Source organism: Pseudomaricurvus sp. (genome assembly GCF_965662505.1).
GTDB lineage: Bacteria > Pseudomonadota > Gammaproteobacteria > Pseudomonadales > Cellvibrionaceae > Pseudomaricurvus.
This window is the reverse complement of sequence record NZ_CBFIHX010000009.1, coordinates 38,225-56,206: the sequence shown is the minus strand read 5'-3', so window position 1 is coordinate 56,206 and position 17,982 is coordinate 38,225. Positions and strand designations below refer to the sequence as shown.

13 protein-coding genes are annotated in these 17,982 nt (G+C 50.3%); 6 read left to right on the top strand and 7 right to left on the bottom strand.

What is annotated here, in order from left to right; translation table 11 throughout:
* Nucleotides 1-149 precede the first annotated feature (149 nt).
* Nucleotides 150-677, top strand: coding sequence for a chemotaxis protein CheD (locus ACTG33_RS02380; protein ID WP_439133577.1), 528 nt, complete (start codon nt 150-152; stop codon nt 675-677).
* A gap of 265 nt (nt 678-942) precedes the next feature.
* On the top strand, nt 943-1,995 hold the full coding sequence (locus ACTG33_RS02375; protein ID WP_439133576.1) for an alpha/beta hydrolase: 1,053 nt from the start codon (nt 943-945) through the stop codon (nt 1,993-1,995).
* Between the two features lie 88 nt (nt 1,996-2,083).
* Here ACTG33_RS02375 and ACTG33_RS02370 read toward each other — a convergent pair whose 3' ends face one another.
* Nucleotides 2,084-2,863 (bottom strand): SDR family NAD(P)-dependent oxidoreductase, encoded by a 780-nt coding sequence (locus ACTG33_RS02370; protein WP_439133575.1) that lies wholly within the window; start codon nt 2,861-2,863, stop codon nt 2,084-2,086.
* A gap of 220 nt (nt 2,864-3,083) precedes the next feature.
* Between ACTG33_RS02370 and ACTG33_RS02365 the strand changes: the two genes are divergently transcribed.
* The 4 genes from ACTG33_RS02365 to ACTG33_RS02350 all read left to right on the top strand — a co-directional run bounded on the left by ACTG33_RS02365 (nt 3,084) and on the right by ACTG33_RS02350 (nt 7,873).
* Nucleotides 3,084-4,310, top strand: a complete 1,227-nt coding sequence (locus tag ACTG33_RS02365; RefSeq protein WP_439133574.1) for a CaiB/BaiF CoA transferase family protein — start codon at nt 3,084-3,086, stop codon at nt 4,308-4,310.
* Nucleotides 4,311-4,422: 112 nt separating this feature from the next.
* Complete coding sequence (locus ACTG33_RS02360; protein ID WP_439133573.1) at nt 4,423-4,713, top strand: hypothetical protein; 291 nt, start codon at nt 4,423-4,425, stop codon at nt 4,711-4,713.
* A 75-nt stretch (nt 4,714-4,788) separates the two neighbouring features.
* Complete coding sequence (locus ACTG33_RS02355; RefSeq protein ID WP_439133572.1) at nt 4,789-6,255, top strand: class I adenylate-forming enzyme family protein; 1,467 nt, start codon at nt 4,789-4,791, stop codon at nt 6,253-6,255.
* Between the two features lie 286 nt (nt 6,256-6,541).
* Complete coding sequence (locus tag ACTG33_RS02350) at nt 6,542-7,873, top strand: malonyl-CoA decarboxylase (RefSeq protein WP_439133571.1); 1,332 nt, start codon at nt 6,542-6,544, stop codon at nt 7,871-7,873.
* A gap of 267 nt (nt 7,874-8,140) precedes the next feature.
* Here ACTG33_RS02350 and ACTG33_RS02345 read toward each other — a convergent pair whose 3' ends face one another.
* From ACTG33_RS02345 to ACTG33_RS02320, 6 genes are all read right to left on the bottom strand, one after another.
* Complete coding sequence (locus ACTG33_RS02345; RefSeq protein WP_439133570.1) at nt 8,141-9,835, bottom strand: class I adenylate-forming enzyme family protein; 1,695 nt, start codon at nt 9,833-9,835, stop codon at nt 8,141-8,143.
* Between the two features lie 109 nt (nt 9,836-9,944).
* Nucleotides 9,945-11,381, bottom strand: coding sequence for an aldehyde dehydrogenase family protein (locus ACTG33_RS02340; RefSeq protein ID WP_439133569.1), 1,437 nt, complete (start codon nt 11,379-11,381; stop codon nt 9,945-9,947).
* 202 nt (nt 11,382-11,583) lie between these two features.
* Complete coding sequence (locus tag ACTG33_RS02335) at nt 11,584-13,335, bottom strand: thiamine pyrophosphate-binding protein (protein ID WP_439133568.1); 1,752 nt, start codon at nt 13,333-13,335, stop codon at nt 11,584-11,586.
* A gap of 100 nt (nt 13,336-13,435) precedes the next feature.
* Nucleotides 13,436-14,836 (bottom strand): aromatic ring-hydroxylating oxygenase subunit alpha, encoded by a 1,401-nt coding sequence (locus ACTG33_RS02330; RefSeq protein ID WP_439133567.1) that lies wholly within the window; start codon nt 14,834-14,836, stop codon nt 13,436-13,438.
* A gap of 94 nt (nt 14,837-14,930) precedes the next feature.
* The gene (locus ACTG33_RS02325; RefSeq protein ID WP_439133566.1) at nt 14,931-16,787 is read right to left on the bottom strand and encodes a flavin-containing monooxygenase; all 1,857 of its coding nucleotides are present in this window, start codon (nt 16,785-16,787) and stop codon (nt 14,931-14,933) included.
* Nucleotides 16,788-17,150: 363 nt separating this feature from the next.
* The gene (locus tag ACTG33_RS02320) at nt 17,151-17,930 is read right to left on the bottom strand and encodes an SDR family NAD(P)-dependent oxidoreductase (RefSeq protein WP_439133565.1); all 780 of its coding nucleotides are present in this window, start codon (nt 17,928-17,930) and stop codon (nt 17,151-17,153) included.
* Between the last annotated feature and the right edge of the window lie 52 nt (nt 17,931-17,982).

The window sequence follows — 17,982 nt, the reverse complement described above, 5'->3', positions numbered from 1 at the left end:
CGAAGCTACAAGTGTGGTGTATGGTATGCCGCGAGAGGCATATCTGCGTGGTGGTACCGATCGACAAATATCACTTGAAAACATGGCAAAAAGTCTACTTTATGCCGCGGTTGGTAAGCATTAAAAGTTGTCAGTAAACAAAACAAACTATGCACAAAGCAAAAAAAAAAGTAGTAATACATGCGGGCGATTACTGCTTTGATAAGGCGGGTACGCATATTCACACCTTATTAGGGTCCTGCGTGTCTATCTCACTTTGGCATCCCGAGAAGAAAATCGGTGGTCTATGTCATTTCGCTCTTCCACACAATCCACACCCCACAAGTAGAGCCAATCCCCGCTACGGTAGTGACTGTATGACACTTTTCAAGCGCAGTTGTGATCGACACAAAACCTCCATAACCGATTTCGAGGCCAAAGTGTTTGGTGGCGGTGACGCCCTTCCTAAGTACTCAAGAAAGCTTGACAAAAGTGAACAGATGCCTGTTGGCGACAAGAACAGCTTAGCCGCTTTCGAGTTTTTAATGGAGGCAGGTGTGAATATTGCCACCGCGCATGTTGGCGAGCAAGGTTATCGACGGATAATCTTTGATATTAGCACTGGCGATGTATGGGTTAAATTTACCTCTCTGGCAGAGCACCATATCAACACACGATCACTCTCGGGTCGCAACTAGGCTACGTGATCCCCAACATTTCCATGGCTTTAATACCACTCAAACATTCCTAGTTCTTGTGGATATCAACATCAAAGTAATTTGTGCCCATACTCTCAATTACCCGCGTACTAGATTACCCACGACGCTATCAATAAAGGTAGTCGAGGTGTTCGCAGCCCTATGGATACTTGATTAGACGGATAAAACATCTGTAATCTCGTATACTCAAGATTGTGATGTCACGTTCTGGCAATAACTATCCCCTACACAAGAACAATAAATAATGACGCTGAAAAAACACCCTATTCTCTATACATTCCTGGCGGCATTCCTGATCTTTATTGCCATTACTTACAGCTGGACCTATACTCCTCACGGACGCCTGGATTATCGAGCCGCTTTATCGCTGCACCTACTAAGTTTTGAGCTTGATTACCAACCCGACCCAGACGTCAACTTCGAGTTTAAGTTACCGGTCAATTTAATTTATGGCCTGAGTGCGGCACTTCCTAATGAGTCGGTCAGTAAAACTGAAGACATCACAATCCCCAGTGACGGAACTGAAATCCCTGCGCGGATTTACTGGCCGGAAAACAAAGAAAGTGGATCTCCTGACAACCAAGCACTTCCCATTATGGTGTATTACCACGGTGGTGGTTTTGTCGTGGGCAGCGTCGATATTTATGACCCCCTGGCACGGCAGTTGAGTAACGTTACGCAGGCTATTGTTATTTCGGTCGATTATCGTCTGGCCCCCAAACACCCCTACCCGGCAGCCATGAATGACAGCTACGCGGCATTGCAATGGGCCGCTCAACACGCGACCGAACTGAACGGCGATGCAAATCGAATCATTGTTGCCGGTGACAGTGCCGGTGCTAATCTGGCCGCTGTCATCGCTCAAAGATCCCGCGATGAAAACGGGCCTGCGATTCACGCTCAGATCCTTTACTACCCGGCTACAGACCTGACCGACAAATATTACCCCAGTAAAGAACTCTTTATTGACGGATATGGCCTGTCCACGGCTGCCAGAAACGCCTTCGACACAGCCTACATTGGCCACCTCACTGACAAAACCGACCCTTACGTGTCGCCTCTCTACGCAACCCGGCTATCGGATTTACCCCCTGCCCTGATGATAACTGCAGGCTTTGATCCACTGCGGGATGATGGTCAACTTTATGCCGAACGCCTAAAAAGCGAAGGCACAACCGTGACCCTGAAAAACTACCCCGAGATGATCCACGGCTTTATGAGTATCCAACTGTTTCCGCAACAACGTGATGCCCTTAATGCAACGCGTGATTTTTTAAAGCAGATTACGAACCCTTAGATCGAAAAAAAGCTATAAAAACAAAAAATCAACGCAAAAAAAACGGGCCCATTGGCCCGTTTTCTGTGTCATGCAATGCTTCGATCAATCAGCGAGGCTGCATCCGAATCGCACCGTCCAGACGAACCGTTTCACCGTTGATATAACCATTGCGAACCATTTCCAAAGCCATGCTGGCGTATTCGTCCGCATTCCCCAGACGAGCTGGGTTTGGCACCATGGCGCCCAGTGCATCCAGCATTTTCTGTGGGGCCTTCATCAGTGCCGGAGTAGCGAAAATACCTGGCTGGATGGTATTAACACGGATGTTTTCACGTGCCAGATCGCGGGCAACGGTCAATGTCATGCCCACAATCGCCGCTTTAGCAGCAGAATAGGCTGCTTGTCCCATTTGACCTTCAGTAGCTGCGGCAGAAGCCGTATTAATGCATACGCCACGCTCACCGTCGATCGGATCCAGAGTCATCATGCCGGCAGCCGCACGGGTGATGCAGCGGAAGGTACCCACAGTATTCAGCTTTAATACCCACTCGAACTTGTCGGTAGGGAAGATATCGATCTCGCCTGTTTCTTTATTACGACGAGCGGTAGGAATCGCGTTACCGCCACCGGCACAGCAGATCAAAGCACGCTCCTGGCCGTTTGCTTCACGCGCTTTGGCAAAAGCCGCATCAACGCTCTCATCAGACAGTACGTCCACTTCACAGAAGACCGATCCGGTTTCTGCAGCGGCTTTCTCACCAGTTTCCGGATTAAGGTCAAAAATGGCAACTTTAACGCCAGCAGCACGCAGGGCCTTAACCGTTGCCAAACCCAGGCCTGATGCGCCTCCGGTTACCACTGCGGACAGTGAAGAATCAATTTTCATGTACTAATCTCCTGATAGCTGTGAATGACCTTCTATACACGGCATAAACTGTTTATTTTGACTGCCGCGGCAACTACATCTGACTCGACAAGAAATCGCCATTCAGATGCTGTTTTGGCCTATGTTAGGGGTGAAGTTATACCGGAAAAATCAGGCATATACAACAACGCTGTTGAATAGTATACTCGCCTAAAAAGTGATTCCGGAGGTGGATAATAATATGACACAAGTAATGAAAGGGGTAAGAGTCCTCGAAGTGGCGCAATTTACATTTGTACCTGCCGCCGGAGCTATTCTGGCCGACTGGGGTGCTGACGTCATTAAAATCGAACACCCTGTACGCGGGGACACCCAGCGTGGTTTCGTCAAAATGGGCGGTGTCGACACCAACCCCAACCGCAGTCCCTTTGTTGAGCATCCCAACCGCGGTAAGCGCAGTGTGGGTGTTGATATTTCTACGCCTGAAGGCATGGAAGTGATCTACGAACTGGCCAAGACTGCCGACGTATTCCTGACGAATTACCTGCCAAACCAGCGCCAGAAGATGAAGTTTGATATCGAACACATCCGCGCAGTGAACCCCAACATTATTTACGCACGCGGCAGCGCGTTTGGCGACAAAGGCCCAGAGCGCGATGTAGGCGGCTTCGACGGCACTGCCTTCTGGAATCGCAGCGGTATTGCTGATGCCATGTCTCCCAAAGAGCTGGGCGGCCCTATTGCTCAGGGCATTCCCGCCTTTGGCGACTCCATTGGCGGCATGAACATCGCCGGTGGCATTGCAGGTGCACTGTTCCACCGCGCCCAGACAGGTGAAGCGACAGAAGTGGACGTTTCCCTGCTGAGTACCGCCTGGTGGGCTTCCGGTACGTCCATTGATATGGGTATCGAGACCGGTCAGGTGATGGGCAACCGCATGCCTCAATCCGGCGCCAACCCCGGTAATCCGCTGATGGGCAACTATTACACCTCTGACAAGGGCGTCATCAATATGTGCACCCTGACCCCAGGTAAGCACATCAAAAGCTTCTTTGAGCACATTGACCGTCCTGAATGCGCCACTGACGAGCGTTTTTCCACCCCAGAAGCCCTGATGAAGAACTGGGAACCAGCCAGCGAGATTATCGTTGCAGCCTTTGCCGAGAAAGACTTTAACCACTGGCGTGAGCACCTGAAAACTTACTCGGGACAGTGGGCTCCGGTGCAAAGCTTACTGGATATCGCTACTGATGAGCAGGCTCTGGCTAATGATATGCTGTTTGAAGTGGAAGCTTCCGATGGCGGAGAGCCTATCAAGCTGGTTCGCGGCCCGGTACAGTTCAACGGCGAAGCCGTGAAAACCGATCGCGCTCCTTTGGCGTCCGAGCACACTGAACTGGTATTGATGGAACTGGGCATCGAGTGGGACAAGATCGAAGATCTGAAATCGAAAGGCGCAATTGCCTGATCCTTAAGCCTAAAGGCACAGTGCCTGATAAAGTACGCCCGGGCGAGTCAATCGTCAGGGCGTTTAACCTTTACGAGCGTTTAACTCTTAAAAATTGTGGAACGAGAACATTATGAAACCAGGAACGAAACTCAAAAGTACGGTTTGTAATACTGAAGTCATGGTCATCAAAGGCAGCGGTCTGGTTGTTGAGTGTGGTGGCGCCCCAATGACCGCAGAAGGTGCCGAAGAGAAAGGCAGCGTTAATCCAGACTTTGCTGCCGGTACTCTGATGGGCAAACGTTACGTTAACGAAGACGATTCTGTTGAGCTGCTGTGCGTAAAAGCGGGTGAAGGTGCTCTGGCCATTGATGGCAAAGTGCTGCCGACTAAAGACGCCAAGCCTCTGCCGTCTTCCGACTAAACGCCCTTTATTGACTAATTGCCTTTTACTGACTGAGTCGTTGTTTGATCTATGAACATTGTATTGATATTACAAATGGCTGCCGAAGCAGGCGCCGACCGTGTGGGCCTGGTTTGCGACGGACGTCGCTGGACTTACGGTCAGCTACTGGAAGCCGCCAAAGGTGCCGCCGAAGTTTTCATCAACAGTGGTTGTGAGCACGTCGCTCTGCTGGATGAAAGCAGTGAAGCAGCGCCTATTGCTCTGTTTGGCGCTGCCATGGCTGGTATCCCTTACGTCCCGCTGAATTACCGTCTCGCGGACGACGCACTGGGCGCCCTGCTCGACCGTATCAAACCCGCTTACGTCATTGGCGATATCGATCGCACCAATCGGCTGAGTGAAGGCCACACCTGCGCGACTCGTGAAGACTTCGTCAAAGCCGCTGAAGAAGCTGCCCCGACTGCCTCCGGCGAAGAACGTGAAGGCGAAGGCATTGCTGCCCAAATCTTTACCAGTGGTACTACGGCTGCTCCCAAAGCGGCCCTGTTGCGACACACCAACCTGCTCGGTTATATCCTCGGCGCTTACGAGTTTATGACTGCAGAAGAATCCGACGCTCAATTGGTCTGTGTACCGCCTTACCACATTGCCGGTATTTCCGCGCTATTGAGTTCTTTTTACTCCTTGCGTCGTATTGTTATGTTGCCTGCGTTCGATCCGGACGTCTGGCTCAAACTGGCTGAAGACGAACAGGTCACCAATGCCTTCCTGGTACCGACCATGCTGGCCCGTGTGATTTCGCGCATGGAAGAAACCGGTAATGCCACCCTGCCTTCGGTACAATCCATCGCCTACGGTGGTGGACGTATGCCTCCGGAGCTGATCGCCAAGGCACTGGATCTGTTCCCGAACTGTAACTTCACAAACGCTTACGGCCTGACTGAAACCAGTTCTACCGTGGCTCTACTGACCCCGGAAGATCACCGAACTGCGCACCAGTCTGATGATCCAGACGTTCGTGCACGTCTGGGCTCTGTAGGCAAACCCCTGCCTACGATTGAACTGGAAATCCGCGATGACGAAGGCAAAGTACTGCCTGCCGGTGAGCGTGGTGAGATCTACGTTCGCGGTGAACAAGTTTCCGGTGAGTATCGCGAAAAGAGTGTTCTGGATGCCGAAGGCTGGTTCCCGACTCGCGATGCAGGCTATCTGGACAGCGAAGGCTACCTGTTCCTCGCGGGCCGCGCTGACGATGTGATTGTACGCGGCGGTGAAAACATTTCACCGGGTGAAATCGAAGATGTTCTGGATACTCACCCAGCGATTGCCGAAGCTGTGGCGGTCGGTGCTGCCTCCGTTGAATGGGGCGAAGCGGTTGCGGTTGCGGTGGTGATCAAACCCGACGCAGAAACACCCAGCGACGATGAATTGCGCAAGCTGATCAAGGATCACCTGCGTTCTTCTCGCGTGCCGGAGCAAATCGCTGTTGTCGATGAACTGCCCTACAACGAAATGGGTAAGTTACTTCGTCGCGAAGTTAAAAAGCTGTTTGAGGATTGATTGCCCACACTTAGGGGAATCATCAACACAGCCACTGAAAAAGGCCGCTGCGTAGGTTGCGGCCTTTTTCTTGCAGACCACCTGTCTGCACACGTTGATTAACGTCAACCATACCGCCTTATCCTTCCAGCCAGACTCCACGATCCAGCGCATAAACAACCCCTGTGCTGCATATCTATGATACGGCCAAGGATATACACAGAAAGTTTTAGACAAAAAAGTTTTAAGCAAGAACATCACTCAAGGAAGTTTCATACAATTTGTTGTCAGGCAGGAGATTTCGTCTATGAAAAAGTTCAGCCAATGGGTCAGCTCAATCGCCGAAGCAGGCCGTGAGTTTCTCCCCCTTCGCAACCGTCAAGATAAAAAACAAACCCTCTCCGCCCTTTGCCACCAACTGTGTACCAGTAAAGGTGAAGCCATGGGTACAGCCATTGCCCACGAAGTCGTGCAGGCTTATCAGGCACTGACGGATCAGGAACAGCTGGACTTTTTCAATCTGCTCTACAAAGAGTTCAGTCCAGAACCCAAAGACATTCTGGCTTGCGCAGAAGCTTTTAAGCAAAACACCAACATGGAAACCTACCGTGCTCTTTATCACGCCGTAGAAGCTCCACGCCAAAGACTGTTCAGCCGCATTAACATGGCACCAAATGGTACCGAAGCCTTGATCTCAATGCGTACCCAGCTGCTGACTCTGCTAGACCAGCAACCGCATTTGGCCGGTATTGATTACGATCTGAAGCACTTGATGATCTCCTGGTTCAACCGCGGCTTCCTGACTCTGGAACAAATCAACTGGCGCACTCCGGCACAAATACTCGAAAAACTCATCGAGTACGAAGCCGTACACGAAATGACCGGGTGGGATGACCTGCGTCGCCGTCTCGCCGAAGACCGCCGCTGCTTTGCATTCTTCCATCCTGCACTGGACGATGAGCCGCTAATCTTCGTAGAAGTTGCCTTGGTTAAAGGCATGGCCGGCAACGTGCAAGCCTTACTGGCAGAGCCTGATTCTGTGGAGACTTCCGACACAAACGGTAACGACAAAAATAACGACTTTGATACCGCGATTTTCTACAGCATCAGCAATTGTCAGGAAGGTTTGAAAGGTATCTCCTTCGGTAACTTCCTGATCAAGCAGGTAGTACTGGAACTGCGCAGTGAATTTCCACAACTGAAGCAATTTGCTACCCTGTCGCCGATACCAGGTTTTCGTAAATGGCTTAAGAAAGAACTGGAAAATGCCGACAGCGCTCTGTTCTCCGAAGAAGACCGGCAAAATCTGCAACTACTGGACGCCTCCTCCTGGGTCGAAGACACGGCTCAGTGTGAACTTCTGCAACCCCTGCTGACACGGCTCTGCGCTCACTACCTGTTTAACGCCAAGAGAGGTCAAAAGCCGCTGGATCCTGTTGCACGCTTCCACTTGGGTAACGGTGCCCGCATTGCCCGCCTGAACTGGCTGGGTGACACATCGCCCAACGGTGTTAAACAATCCGCTGGTCTGTTGGTGAACTACGCTTACGATCTGAAGTCGGTCGAAGAAAACCACGAAGCCTTCGTCAACGCCGGCCAGATCGATATCTCACCCGAGTTTCAAAAATTGCTGAAATAAGAAGGGAATCAGGATGACAGTATCCGGAAACGGATGCTGCATTCTCAACGAAAGGAACGCCGTGTTCACGGAAAATGGATATTGAGTTCACGGCAAAATGGATATTGAGTTCACGAAAGAGACTTAGCCATTTAATTTATGACAGATGGGGGGGGACTGCTTTTACAGTTTTTGTCTTCTTTGGGTTGAGATCAGGAGCGCATAAAGTATGCGCTCCTGATTGATTGCCTACAGGCAGCTGGTAATGGTAGCAGGTAAGATAGGTTTTTACGCCTGCTCTGCAGCCATACGCTCCGCCACCAGCTTCTTCAGCTCTGGACGACGAATCTTATTACTGCCGGTCATAGGCAATTCTTCTTCACTGAAGAAAAATGCGCGACGAGGAACCTTATAACTGGCCAGAGATTCTTTTGCAAAAGCTCTCAGGCCGGCTTCATCCAGCTCTTTGCCTTCACTTAACAGAACGCAAGACACAACAATCTCACCCAACGTATCGTGCTCAATCCCTACGGTAAAGACGCTTTGAATTGCATCATGCTGCATCAGGATTGAATCGATCTCGGTGGGAGACACATTGGCACCACCTGTTTTAATAATGTCGCCAAGGCGACCTTTCCAAAACAGATTACCCTGCTCGTTAAAATAGCCCGCATCCGCCGTGTGTATAAAGCCTTCGGCATCAAAGGTATCTTCCGGCGCTATTTTCAAATAGCCTGTTGTCAGAGTGGGTCCTTTGACGACAATTTCACCGGTCTCGCCAACAGGCAAGGTTTCACCGGTATCCTGATCAACGATTTTAATCGTATTACCTGGCAGTACCGGACCATTGCTGCCGTCGGTAATCTCACTACCCGGACCACCAACCACAAAGGTAAATGTCTCAGTCATGCCATAACCGGCAGGCTGATGCCATGTGGAATTAATCGCCGGATGTGACTGTAAAATAAGATTGGCATCGACATACTTCAATGTAGATAAGTCAGCATCCAGCCAGCCCGGGCACTCGGTCAGGCGCGCCTCCTGATGGGGCCAAAGATGTGGCAAAGAAACTTTTTCATCCAGGAATAACTGTAAAGCTTCTTCTGGGTCAAAGAATCTCTGCAAGACCAAACAACCGCCAACGGTAAAGGTACTGCCAAACGCCATACAGAAGTTGCCGGAAAAGAAGAAGCCATTGGCACTCCAAACCCGTACTGAACTGTCTGCCTGATAGTAGCGACCAAAGCGCCAGCATTGCATCATGGCCGCACGCTGAGTTTGTTGAATCGCTTTGGGCAGTGCAGTAGAACCTGAAGAGAAGAAAATCAGTCCACGGTCTAATGGACACGCCGCTTCAATGGTTGCATCGACCAACTCAGGCTTAATATTTTCGCCAGCTTCGATGAACTCGCCCCAACCTTGAATACCTTTCTCTCCACGATCAGTATCAATGTTGATAACCCGACGGAGGAAGGGCAATTCCGCTGTTTTCAAGCTTCCGGGAACGGATTCAGAGAGCTGAGGGATAATCGCGTGTACGTCGTCGACAAAGTTTTTAGAAGCGACGCCGCTCTCCAGAATCACCACCTCGACATCGGCTGTTTTCAGCTGATATTGCAGCTCTTGCTGGGTAGAAAACGTATTCAATGCCACGACCACTGCACCGGCCATTGAAGCACCAAAGGTACTGAACACCCACTCCGGACGGTTGCTAATTAAAACACCAACACGGGTATCCTTGGTCGCACCTGCGGCCAATAAGGCACTGGCAACCTTGCGGCACTCTGCGTACATTTCGTTGTAAGTCCAACGACGTACCTGGCCAGATAAATCCTTCCAACAGAGAGCCTCATTATCACCAAACTTCTCTGCAACCTCTCTCATAAACTCACCCATAGTCAGTGAGCCTAAAGCGTCATCAGCGAGAGGCGGTCCTTGAAATATCGACAACGCCTGTTCGCCATTCATGTTCTGAGGAGACATGATCCACTCCATCAATCTTAATATTAGTTATTATGATCACTGGCCATTTGGCCACTTAACCAACCATTAGCCACAACAAGAGATGCCGTGGCTCAGATACCGAATTAAATTACTCGGCTGCAGCGGGCTCATACCCTTGAATAGCTTTGATTTCCAGGTATTCATGAAAACCATGCTCACCCCATTCACGACCGTTACCGCTCTTCTTGTAACCACCGAAAGGCGCATGAAAATCAAAACCGCCGTTGATGGACAGAGAGCCTGCACGCACTCGGCGAGCAATTGAACGACATACATCCAAATCATTACCGGCGACAAAACCCGCCAATCCAAACTCAGTGTCGTTAGCGATTTCAATGGCGTGATCAATATCGTCATAGCCAATAATGACCAATACCGGACCAAAGATTTCCTCGCGGGCAATGGTCATATCGTTACTGACATTGGCAAATACAGTGGGTTTGACATAAAAGCCTTTATCCAATCCCTCTGGACGGCCAGGGCCACCAGCGATCAACTCAGCGCCTTCATCGATGCCTTTGTGAATCAATGTCTGAATAGAAGAAAATTGCTTTTCAGAAACCACAGGTCCCATCGCAAAATCACCATTTGGATCACCCACAGTCACTTGAGTGATGGCCTCTTTGGCAGCGGCAATGGCGTCATTCATTCGGGAGTTAGGCACCAGCATGCGTGAAGGCGAACTACAGGTTTGGCCGGAGTTCACCATCATGGTGGTCACACCACCGGACACATTTTCCGCGAAGTTGTCATCGTCGAGAATAATATTGGGGCCTTTGCCGCCCAGCTCCTGACAAACACGCTTAATACTCTTGGCAGAACGTGCAGCGACATCCGCACCAGCGGTTTCAGAACCAGTGATCGAAATCATATCCACTTCAGCGTGCTCGGCCATGGCCGGACCAATAACAGAACCTTTGCCCTGAACCATGTTGAATACGCCCGCCGGGACGCCGGCAGCATCGAGGATTTCAGCCAGAACCTGTGCGGAATAGTGAGATTCCTGTGACGCTTTCAGTACCACAGTACAGCCGGTGGCAATGGCCGGGAAGACCTTGACTGTCACCTGGTTCACTGGCCAGTTCCAAGGTGTGATAAGACCGCAGACACCAATAGGCTCTTTCACAATCAAGCTTGCACCGTGCAACTCTTCAAACTTGAAATTTTTCAGCACATCAATGGCTGTTGTTAAATGTCCCAGACCCAGGCCGATCTGAAAGCTGTTCGCGAGGCCTTGAGGCGCGCCCATCTCATCAGTGATTGCAGCTGCCAGATCTCCAGAACGCTTGTTGTACTCGTCCAGGATTCTTTCGAACAGGGCCAGACGTTCTTCACGAGAGCTTTGGGACCAGCTTGTAAACGCTTTACGTGCCGCTTGTACTGCTTTATCAACATCCGCTTCAGCACCCAGAGCAATTTTACCGGAAACGTCTTCGGTTGCAGGGTTGATAGTATTTACGGTTTTCAGTTCGTCAACAGGATCAACCCATTGTCCATCGATATAAAATTGCAATGATTCGCGCATAATTCTCTCACCCCGCAGTGGTTTCGCAACGACTGTTTTATCCAAGTTTGGACTAAGTTTTGGACTACGTTTTAACTAAGTTATGACTACGTTATGTAAGCTATGACTACGTTTTAACTACAGCAGTCACTAAAACTGTGACAACCTCACCCAACACCTTTTAAAGGTGTTGGGTGGGGTTCATAGCAAATGCATCGCTGGCTTAGTAGGCGTCTTCTGCGTCTGCACCGTAACCCGCTTTAAAATCGGTATACCAGGATTTAAATTCTTCGTAGTTAGGCGCGTCCATGGCGTTGGCGTAGGCATCAACTGGAACCTGAATCACAACAGGCTTCTTCTCGGCCATAGCACGCTCAATAGCAGCCTCAACGGTAGGTGCAATATCAGCCTCGTTTTCAACGTATTCGCCATGAGCACCAAAGCCTTCTGCAATCTTGTCGAAACGCACCCAATTACCCCACTGGGCTTCTGTTTCAGGAGAATCAGGACCAATCTGCTTCTTCCAAACACCCACTTCCAGACCCCAGGCGTAGTCACACGCTACCACAGTCACGATAGGTAATTTCTTACGAACTGCGGTTTCCAGTTCATTCAGTGAAAACATAAACGAAGAGTCACCGGTCACGAAGACAACAGGGCGTGTGGCGTCAGTAGCCAGCGCAGCACCAATAGCGTAAGGCAAGCCCGTACCCAACTGACCTGTGTTTTGGTTCCAAACCAGATCTTCAGGTTTATATTGGCTGTAAGTCCAACCGTAGATGGTGGTTGAACCGCCATCGGCAGCGTAGATCGCATTATCAGGAATAACTTTAGTCGCCTCAACGATCAAGCGAGCAGGATGCACGGGAGAGCCACCAGTAGGTACTTCATCCAACAGTTTTGCCTTCCACTCTTTTTGCATGACTTTCCAGTCGGCAAACTCACTCGTTCCTTCACGCTGATAATCGGCGCCCAACGCTTCCGACAGTTGCGGCAGAATGTCGCGCATGCAACCGACCAATGGTGCGTCGATAGGACGGTTAACACCCATAGCTGATGCATCGCGATCCAGATAGATCCACTTACGGTTGGCATCACCTTTTTCCCAGTGACGACCAATACCCATATGCACAGGTTCGCCCAGCTCAGTACCGATAGCGATACACAGATCCGATTCACTGGCGGCAGCGCGGCCCGCAGGAGAGAAACCATAAGCAAAGGTACGATCTTCCTGACCTTTAATGGTCATGGCGCAGCCAGAGGTTTGCAAAATAGGACAATCCAGCTTTTCAGCCAGGGCAGCAACAGCAGCGTGAGAACGGGAGGTAAACATACCCTGTCCTACCAGCATTACAGGTTGCTTAGCCGCCTTGATCAGCTCTACAGCTTTGTTAATCATCGTGCCACTGGCAGCTTGTTCCACCATGCGGTATTGCTCAGGCTGCATCAGCGGCGGCCAGTTGAACGTTTCGTGAATCACGCTCAGAGGCAGCTCTACATACACAGGACCGGGCTTGCCGGTTGTGCACTGACGAATGGCCTCGCGGATAATCTCATCCGTCTGATCCGGCTCTTCAATAATGGCGGCGTATTTTACCAGTGGACGGAAATGCTCAATCTGATCCATAAACTGGATACGCCCCACACGGGCACGCTGGTTGGCAGTACGGGAGCGATTGCCACCGAAAAAGATCGTTGGCGTTGCTTCTTTTTTGGCAACGATCATTGCAGACGCCAAATTAGTCACACCAGGACCTTGCGTACCAAAGCACACGCCGGGCTTGCCGGTCATACGAGACCAGGCGTCGGCCATAAAGCCACCATTCTGCTCATGCTTGGGGGCAATGACTTTCCAATTACGTTGCTCACACTTCATCGCCATGTGAATAAAGCCGGGATCAGGAATACCAAACAGAGTATCAATGCCTTCGGCTTCCAATAGATCAATAATTCGCTCATGAACGGGTACAGACATGTTCTTTTCTCCAAAATTTTAATGTGCCAGGCAGACGCCAAACCTCGGTGGTTCCCATGCCTGGGAGTCGGATTTGAGTCTGGCCTATAACGTTATGTCTTTATTTTTTCTTAATAAGTTTCGGCTCACCAGCGCCCATAATACGAGACAGATGGCGGTGGAAGTTGGTGATCTTTTGCTCCTGATGCGGATTCGGCAGAGTCCCTCGGAAACCGCGAGACTTCATTCCTTTCTGAACCCATTCCATGTTGTCGAAGTCCTGTGCCAAAACGGATCCCCAATTTTCAGCAGTCGGTTCTGCGTGAACCCATTCTGCATTAGGCTCTTCGCCCTCAGGAAAACGTTCGAGCGCGTAAGACTCGAATATGCACTTGTCCGGATCATCTTTGTATGGACGTACACGGTAGCACAGCGCAAAAGTGACACCCTGCAAGATAGTCTGGTTCGGGAACATACTCCAGGCCAGACCCGCTTCAGACATCACCTCTGGCGGGATTTCCGGCCAGATTACACCGCGAGCCGCATCATCAGCCTTGGCGGATTTCATCAGATGCGCAATGACATCATTACCGGGCGTGCCTTCCGGCAGTTCATCAACCAAACGCTTGGCGGCATTCACCAGTGTTTCAGTAGACGCTGCGTAGTTTACGGTTTCGTAGTTTTCTCGAATCAGTTCGTAGGTCGAAATACGCGGATCCTGATCTTTACGGCCAGTACGGGTAACCGACGTGCTTTGGCTGTTTTTGTTCGCCGCATCGCGCTCATCAAAGCCACTCACACCATGCAAACCGTAAGGTTTGCTGTAGGCATAGAACTCACCGTATTTCAGAAGCTGGGTATGAGTGCCCGCCACATGGTAAGGCTCCATGAAAGCCTCAATCGCAGTTTTCCAGTTGCACGGATATACTGCCCACTGACGCCATTTGTAGCGCATTTTTTCAAATTCAAAGTGACTCAGAATGCGTCCTGCTTCACCCAGGAACTCGCTCAACGGTTCACAGTCAGGATCCTGATTGATGTAGATCCAACCACCCCAGGTATCCACTTTCACCTGTGACAGGCAAGTCAGTTCTTTATCTTCCAGAACACCTTTCCAGTCGTCTTTATCCAGAACAGATGTATTTTCACCATCCCGATTAAAGGTCCAGCCATGGAAGCCGCAGACAAAGTTCTTTTTACGACCTTTCACACAATTCACATCGTCCGGCGTGTTCACCAATTGACGACCACGGTGTGGGCAGACGTTATAAAACGCGCGAATCGTATCTTCACTGGAGCGCATGATGACAAAGGAGTCATCACAGATGTTGTAGGTAATAAAGTCACCCACATTGGGGATATCTTCTAAGCGAGCGGCCATCTGCCAGACTTTCGGCCACAGCAGGTCCTTTTCGGCTTTGGCATATTCTGGAGAAATAAAAGCTTCAACTGGATACGTTAACGGTTCGGCAAGATCCTCGTCGCTGAGCTCTCCATGATCGGTAACGGTTGGAATACGCATCACATTCTCCTGGCTTGCACATTAAGGGCAGACGCAGAACGGCTACCCTTAATGTTTTCACTGATATTAATAGTTATAAGTTTCGCTAACAGGCTTACTCAGTTTTCAGCCCTTCAAGATCACCCTTTTCGCGCCAATCTGCCAACAGCTTCTCAAACGCATCCCAACCCAGACCGTAGGGTTCACCGAGGAAGTTACGGAATTTCAATTCCCCGTCCTCACCTTTTACCTTCTGCCCTTCGTTGTTGTAGTAACTTGGGGGGCACTGGGCCTGGAATTCGCTGATATCAACAGCGGTTTCGCGAATGTGTTTCACGTAAGCTTCTTCGGCTTCTTGGCTCGGCTCAACAGCAGAGTAGCCGCGCGCCAACGCTTCTTTAATGATATAGGCCGAATGCGCAGCCTGACCGCCATACTGCTCAGTGGTAGTCGCATTCACACCACCCTGATAGTAGCCAATAAAGAATTGGTTAGGGAAGTTGGAGGTCATGGTACCGTGCAAAGTTTTGTAACCGTACTTCCAGTGATCGTAGATAGAAATACCATCTCGACCTTCGAACGTATCAATGCCCCAACGACGATCCAGATCACTGGTCACCTCAAAGCCACTGGCAAAGATCATACAATCAATGTCGTATTCTTCACCGTTGGCAATAAAGCCTCTTTCAGTCATGCACTCGACACCCTGGGTGCCAGATACATCAATCAATTTCACATTCGGACGATTGAAAGTGTCGTAGTAATCATCGTTAGACAATGGACGTTTACACAGGAAGCGGTACCAGACTTTCAACGCTTCTGCCGTATCTTTGTCTTCGATCAGACTTTCAACGCGACGACGCATACGCTCCATCACCTGATAATCCATGGTGTCGCGACGGCCGTAGTACTCTTCAATGGAAATTTCGTCCTCACGACCTTCAGCGCGAATTTCCGCCATCAGGTTGCGGGTAATCTCGGTCCAGAAGTCACCTACCAAATCCTCTTCGCCCGGCTGGAAACGACCTTCCAGTGCCGCACGGTGGAAGTTAGCCATGCGCTCTTTTTGCCATCCCGGTTTCAGGGATGCAGCCCACTCGGGATCGGTCGGGTTGTTGTTACGCTGATCCACCGGTGAAGGCGTCCGCTGCAGCACATAGACCTGCTTCGCATATTTGCCCAGATAGGGAATCGCCTGAATGGCCGTGGCGCCGGTGCCGATAATGGCCACCTTTTTGTCTTTCAACTTGTCCAGTACCGGGCTGCGATAGCTACCGCCGGTGTAATCGTATTCCCAGCGAGAAGTGTGGAACATCTTGCCTTTAAATTCGTGGATGCCTGGAATCTTAGGTAGCTTCGGAATGTTCAGCAGGCCGTTAGCCATGATCACAAACTTCGCGCGAATTTCGTCACCACGATTGGTGCTGATGCGCCAGCGCTTGATCTCTTCATCCCAACGCAGACCGGTAATCAACGTGTGGAACAAAGCCTTTTCGCCCAGAGAGAATTTCTTCTCGATAATTTTGAAATAATCGTAGATTTCAAAACCGTCCGAATACTTTTTGCTGGGCATAAAGCCCGTTTCTTCCAACAGCGGCAGATAGCAATAGGCGTCGTTATCACACTGGATGCCAGGGTAACGGTTCCAATACCAAACACCACCCCAATCACCGCCGTGATCAATGTTACGGAAATCGGTCACGCCCGCTTTTTTCAGATGATAGGCCGCCAGAATGCCTGACCAACCAGTTCCCAAAATGGCCACTTCCAAATCTTCAGAGATAGGATCACGCGGTTCAACTGGTGTATGAGGATCGTGCAAATATTCCTCAGAAAACTCTTCTTTCGTCTTAACGTACTGTTTTTGGCCGTCAGGACGAATACGCTTATTGCGCTCTTCGGTATATTTTTCCTTGATTGCCTCGATGTCAATCTCTTCTGGTGAAGGCACCTTTGTGGGCTCGCACTTCATAACCAACCTCTCTGATCCGATTCTGTTCGCTGTCCTGATGTGTATCTTGACCAAATGAGGCCCAAATAACCACCAGTGTTGTATAAATACATGCGTCGATGTTAATAGAAAATCAACAGTGTTGTCTACTAACAAATACGTTAAGCCACTCCACCGGCCCGGGGCGTTGCTTTTGAGGGTACTTACTTCACTTAGGTGTTACTTTGGGTGACTTTTAATCGACACGGAGGATGGATACACAGCCTTGGACCACCCCCAACAGGCACAGAAAGCCAGTCATAAATGGCCGCAAGAAAAAGCAGGAAAGACTGAAGAGCGCCAGGAGTCTGACGCCCGGACAATATAAGCCGGAGGCGCCAAACACTACCCCATAAAGCGGCCACCGTTCACACTCAACGTATGGCCAGTAATGTATCCGGATGCTTCAGATGCCAAAAACGCAACCGCGTTAGCAATATCTTCTGGCTGCCCCATGCGCTTCACCGGAATCGTTTGATCCACATACCCTTGCAAACCATTCGGGAAACGATCCTCCACCGATTTCAGACCATCAGTATAGACAGTACTCGGCGGTACGTTATTGACAGTAATACCCAGCGGCGCCATTTCCTGAGCCAGCGCCTTGGTGAACGCAATCACGCCACCCTTGGTTGCCGCATAGTGCACCATGCGTTTGGCTCCCGTCTGCGCACTGGACGAGGAGATATTCACCACACGTCCCCACTTGGCTTCGATCATGTCGTCAATAATAGCCTGGGTACAATAGAACACGCCTTTCAGGTTGATATCGATAACCTTATCCAGTTCTTCATCACTGATGTCGACAAAATCCTCTTCCGGTGAGATACCGGCATTATTCACCAAAATATTGATAGGTCCCAACTCTGAGCGGGTAGTGGCCGCAGCCGCCTCTATCGATTTGCGACTGGATACGTCCACCTGACAAAGAACCACTTTGCGCCCCATGGCTTTAAGCTCTTCCACAATCGGGCCAGCCTCATCCACATTCCAGTCCCACATAGCGATATCCGCACCATCACGGGCTAAAAACTTACAAATGGCGGCGCCCAAACCAATGGCGCGGCCAGCACCGGTGACAACGGCGACTTTGTTTTTGGGTGCTACCGATTCTGAGTTAGACATGCTCTACTCCTGCTGTATTGTATTTATTAGAGATTCATAAGTGGCCGTCAGA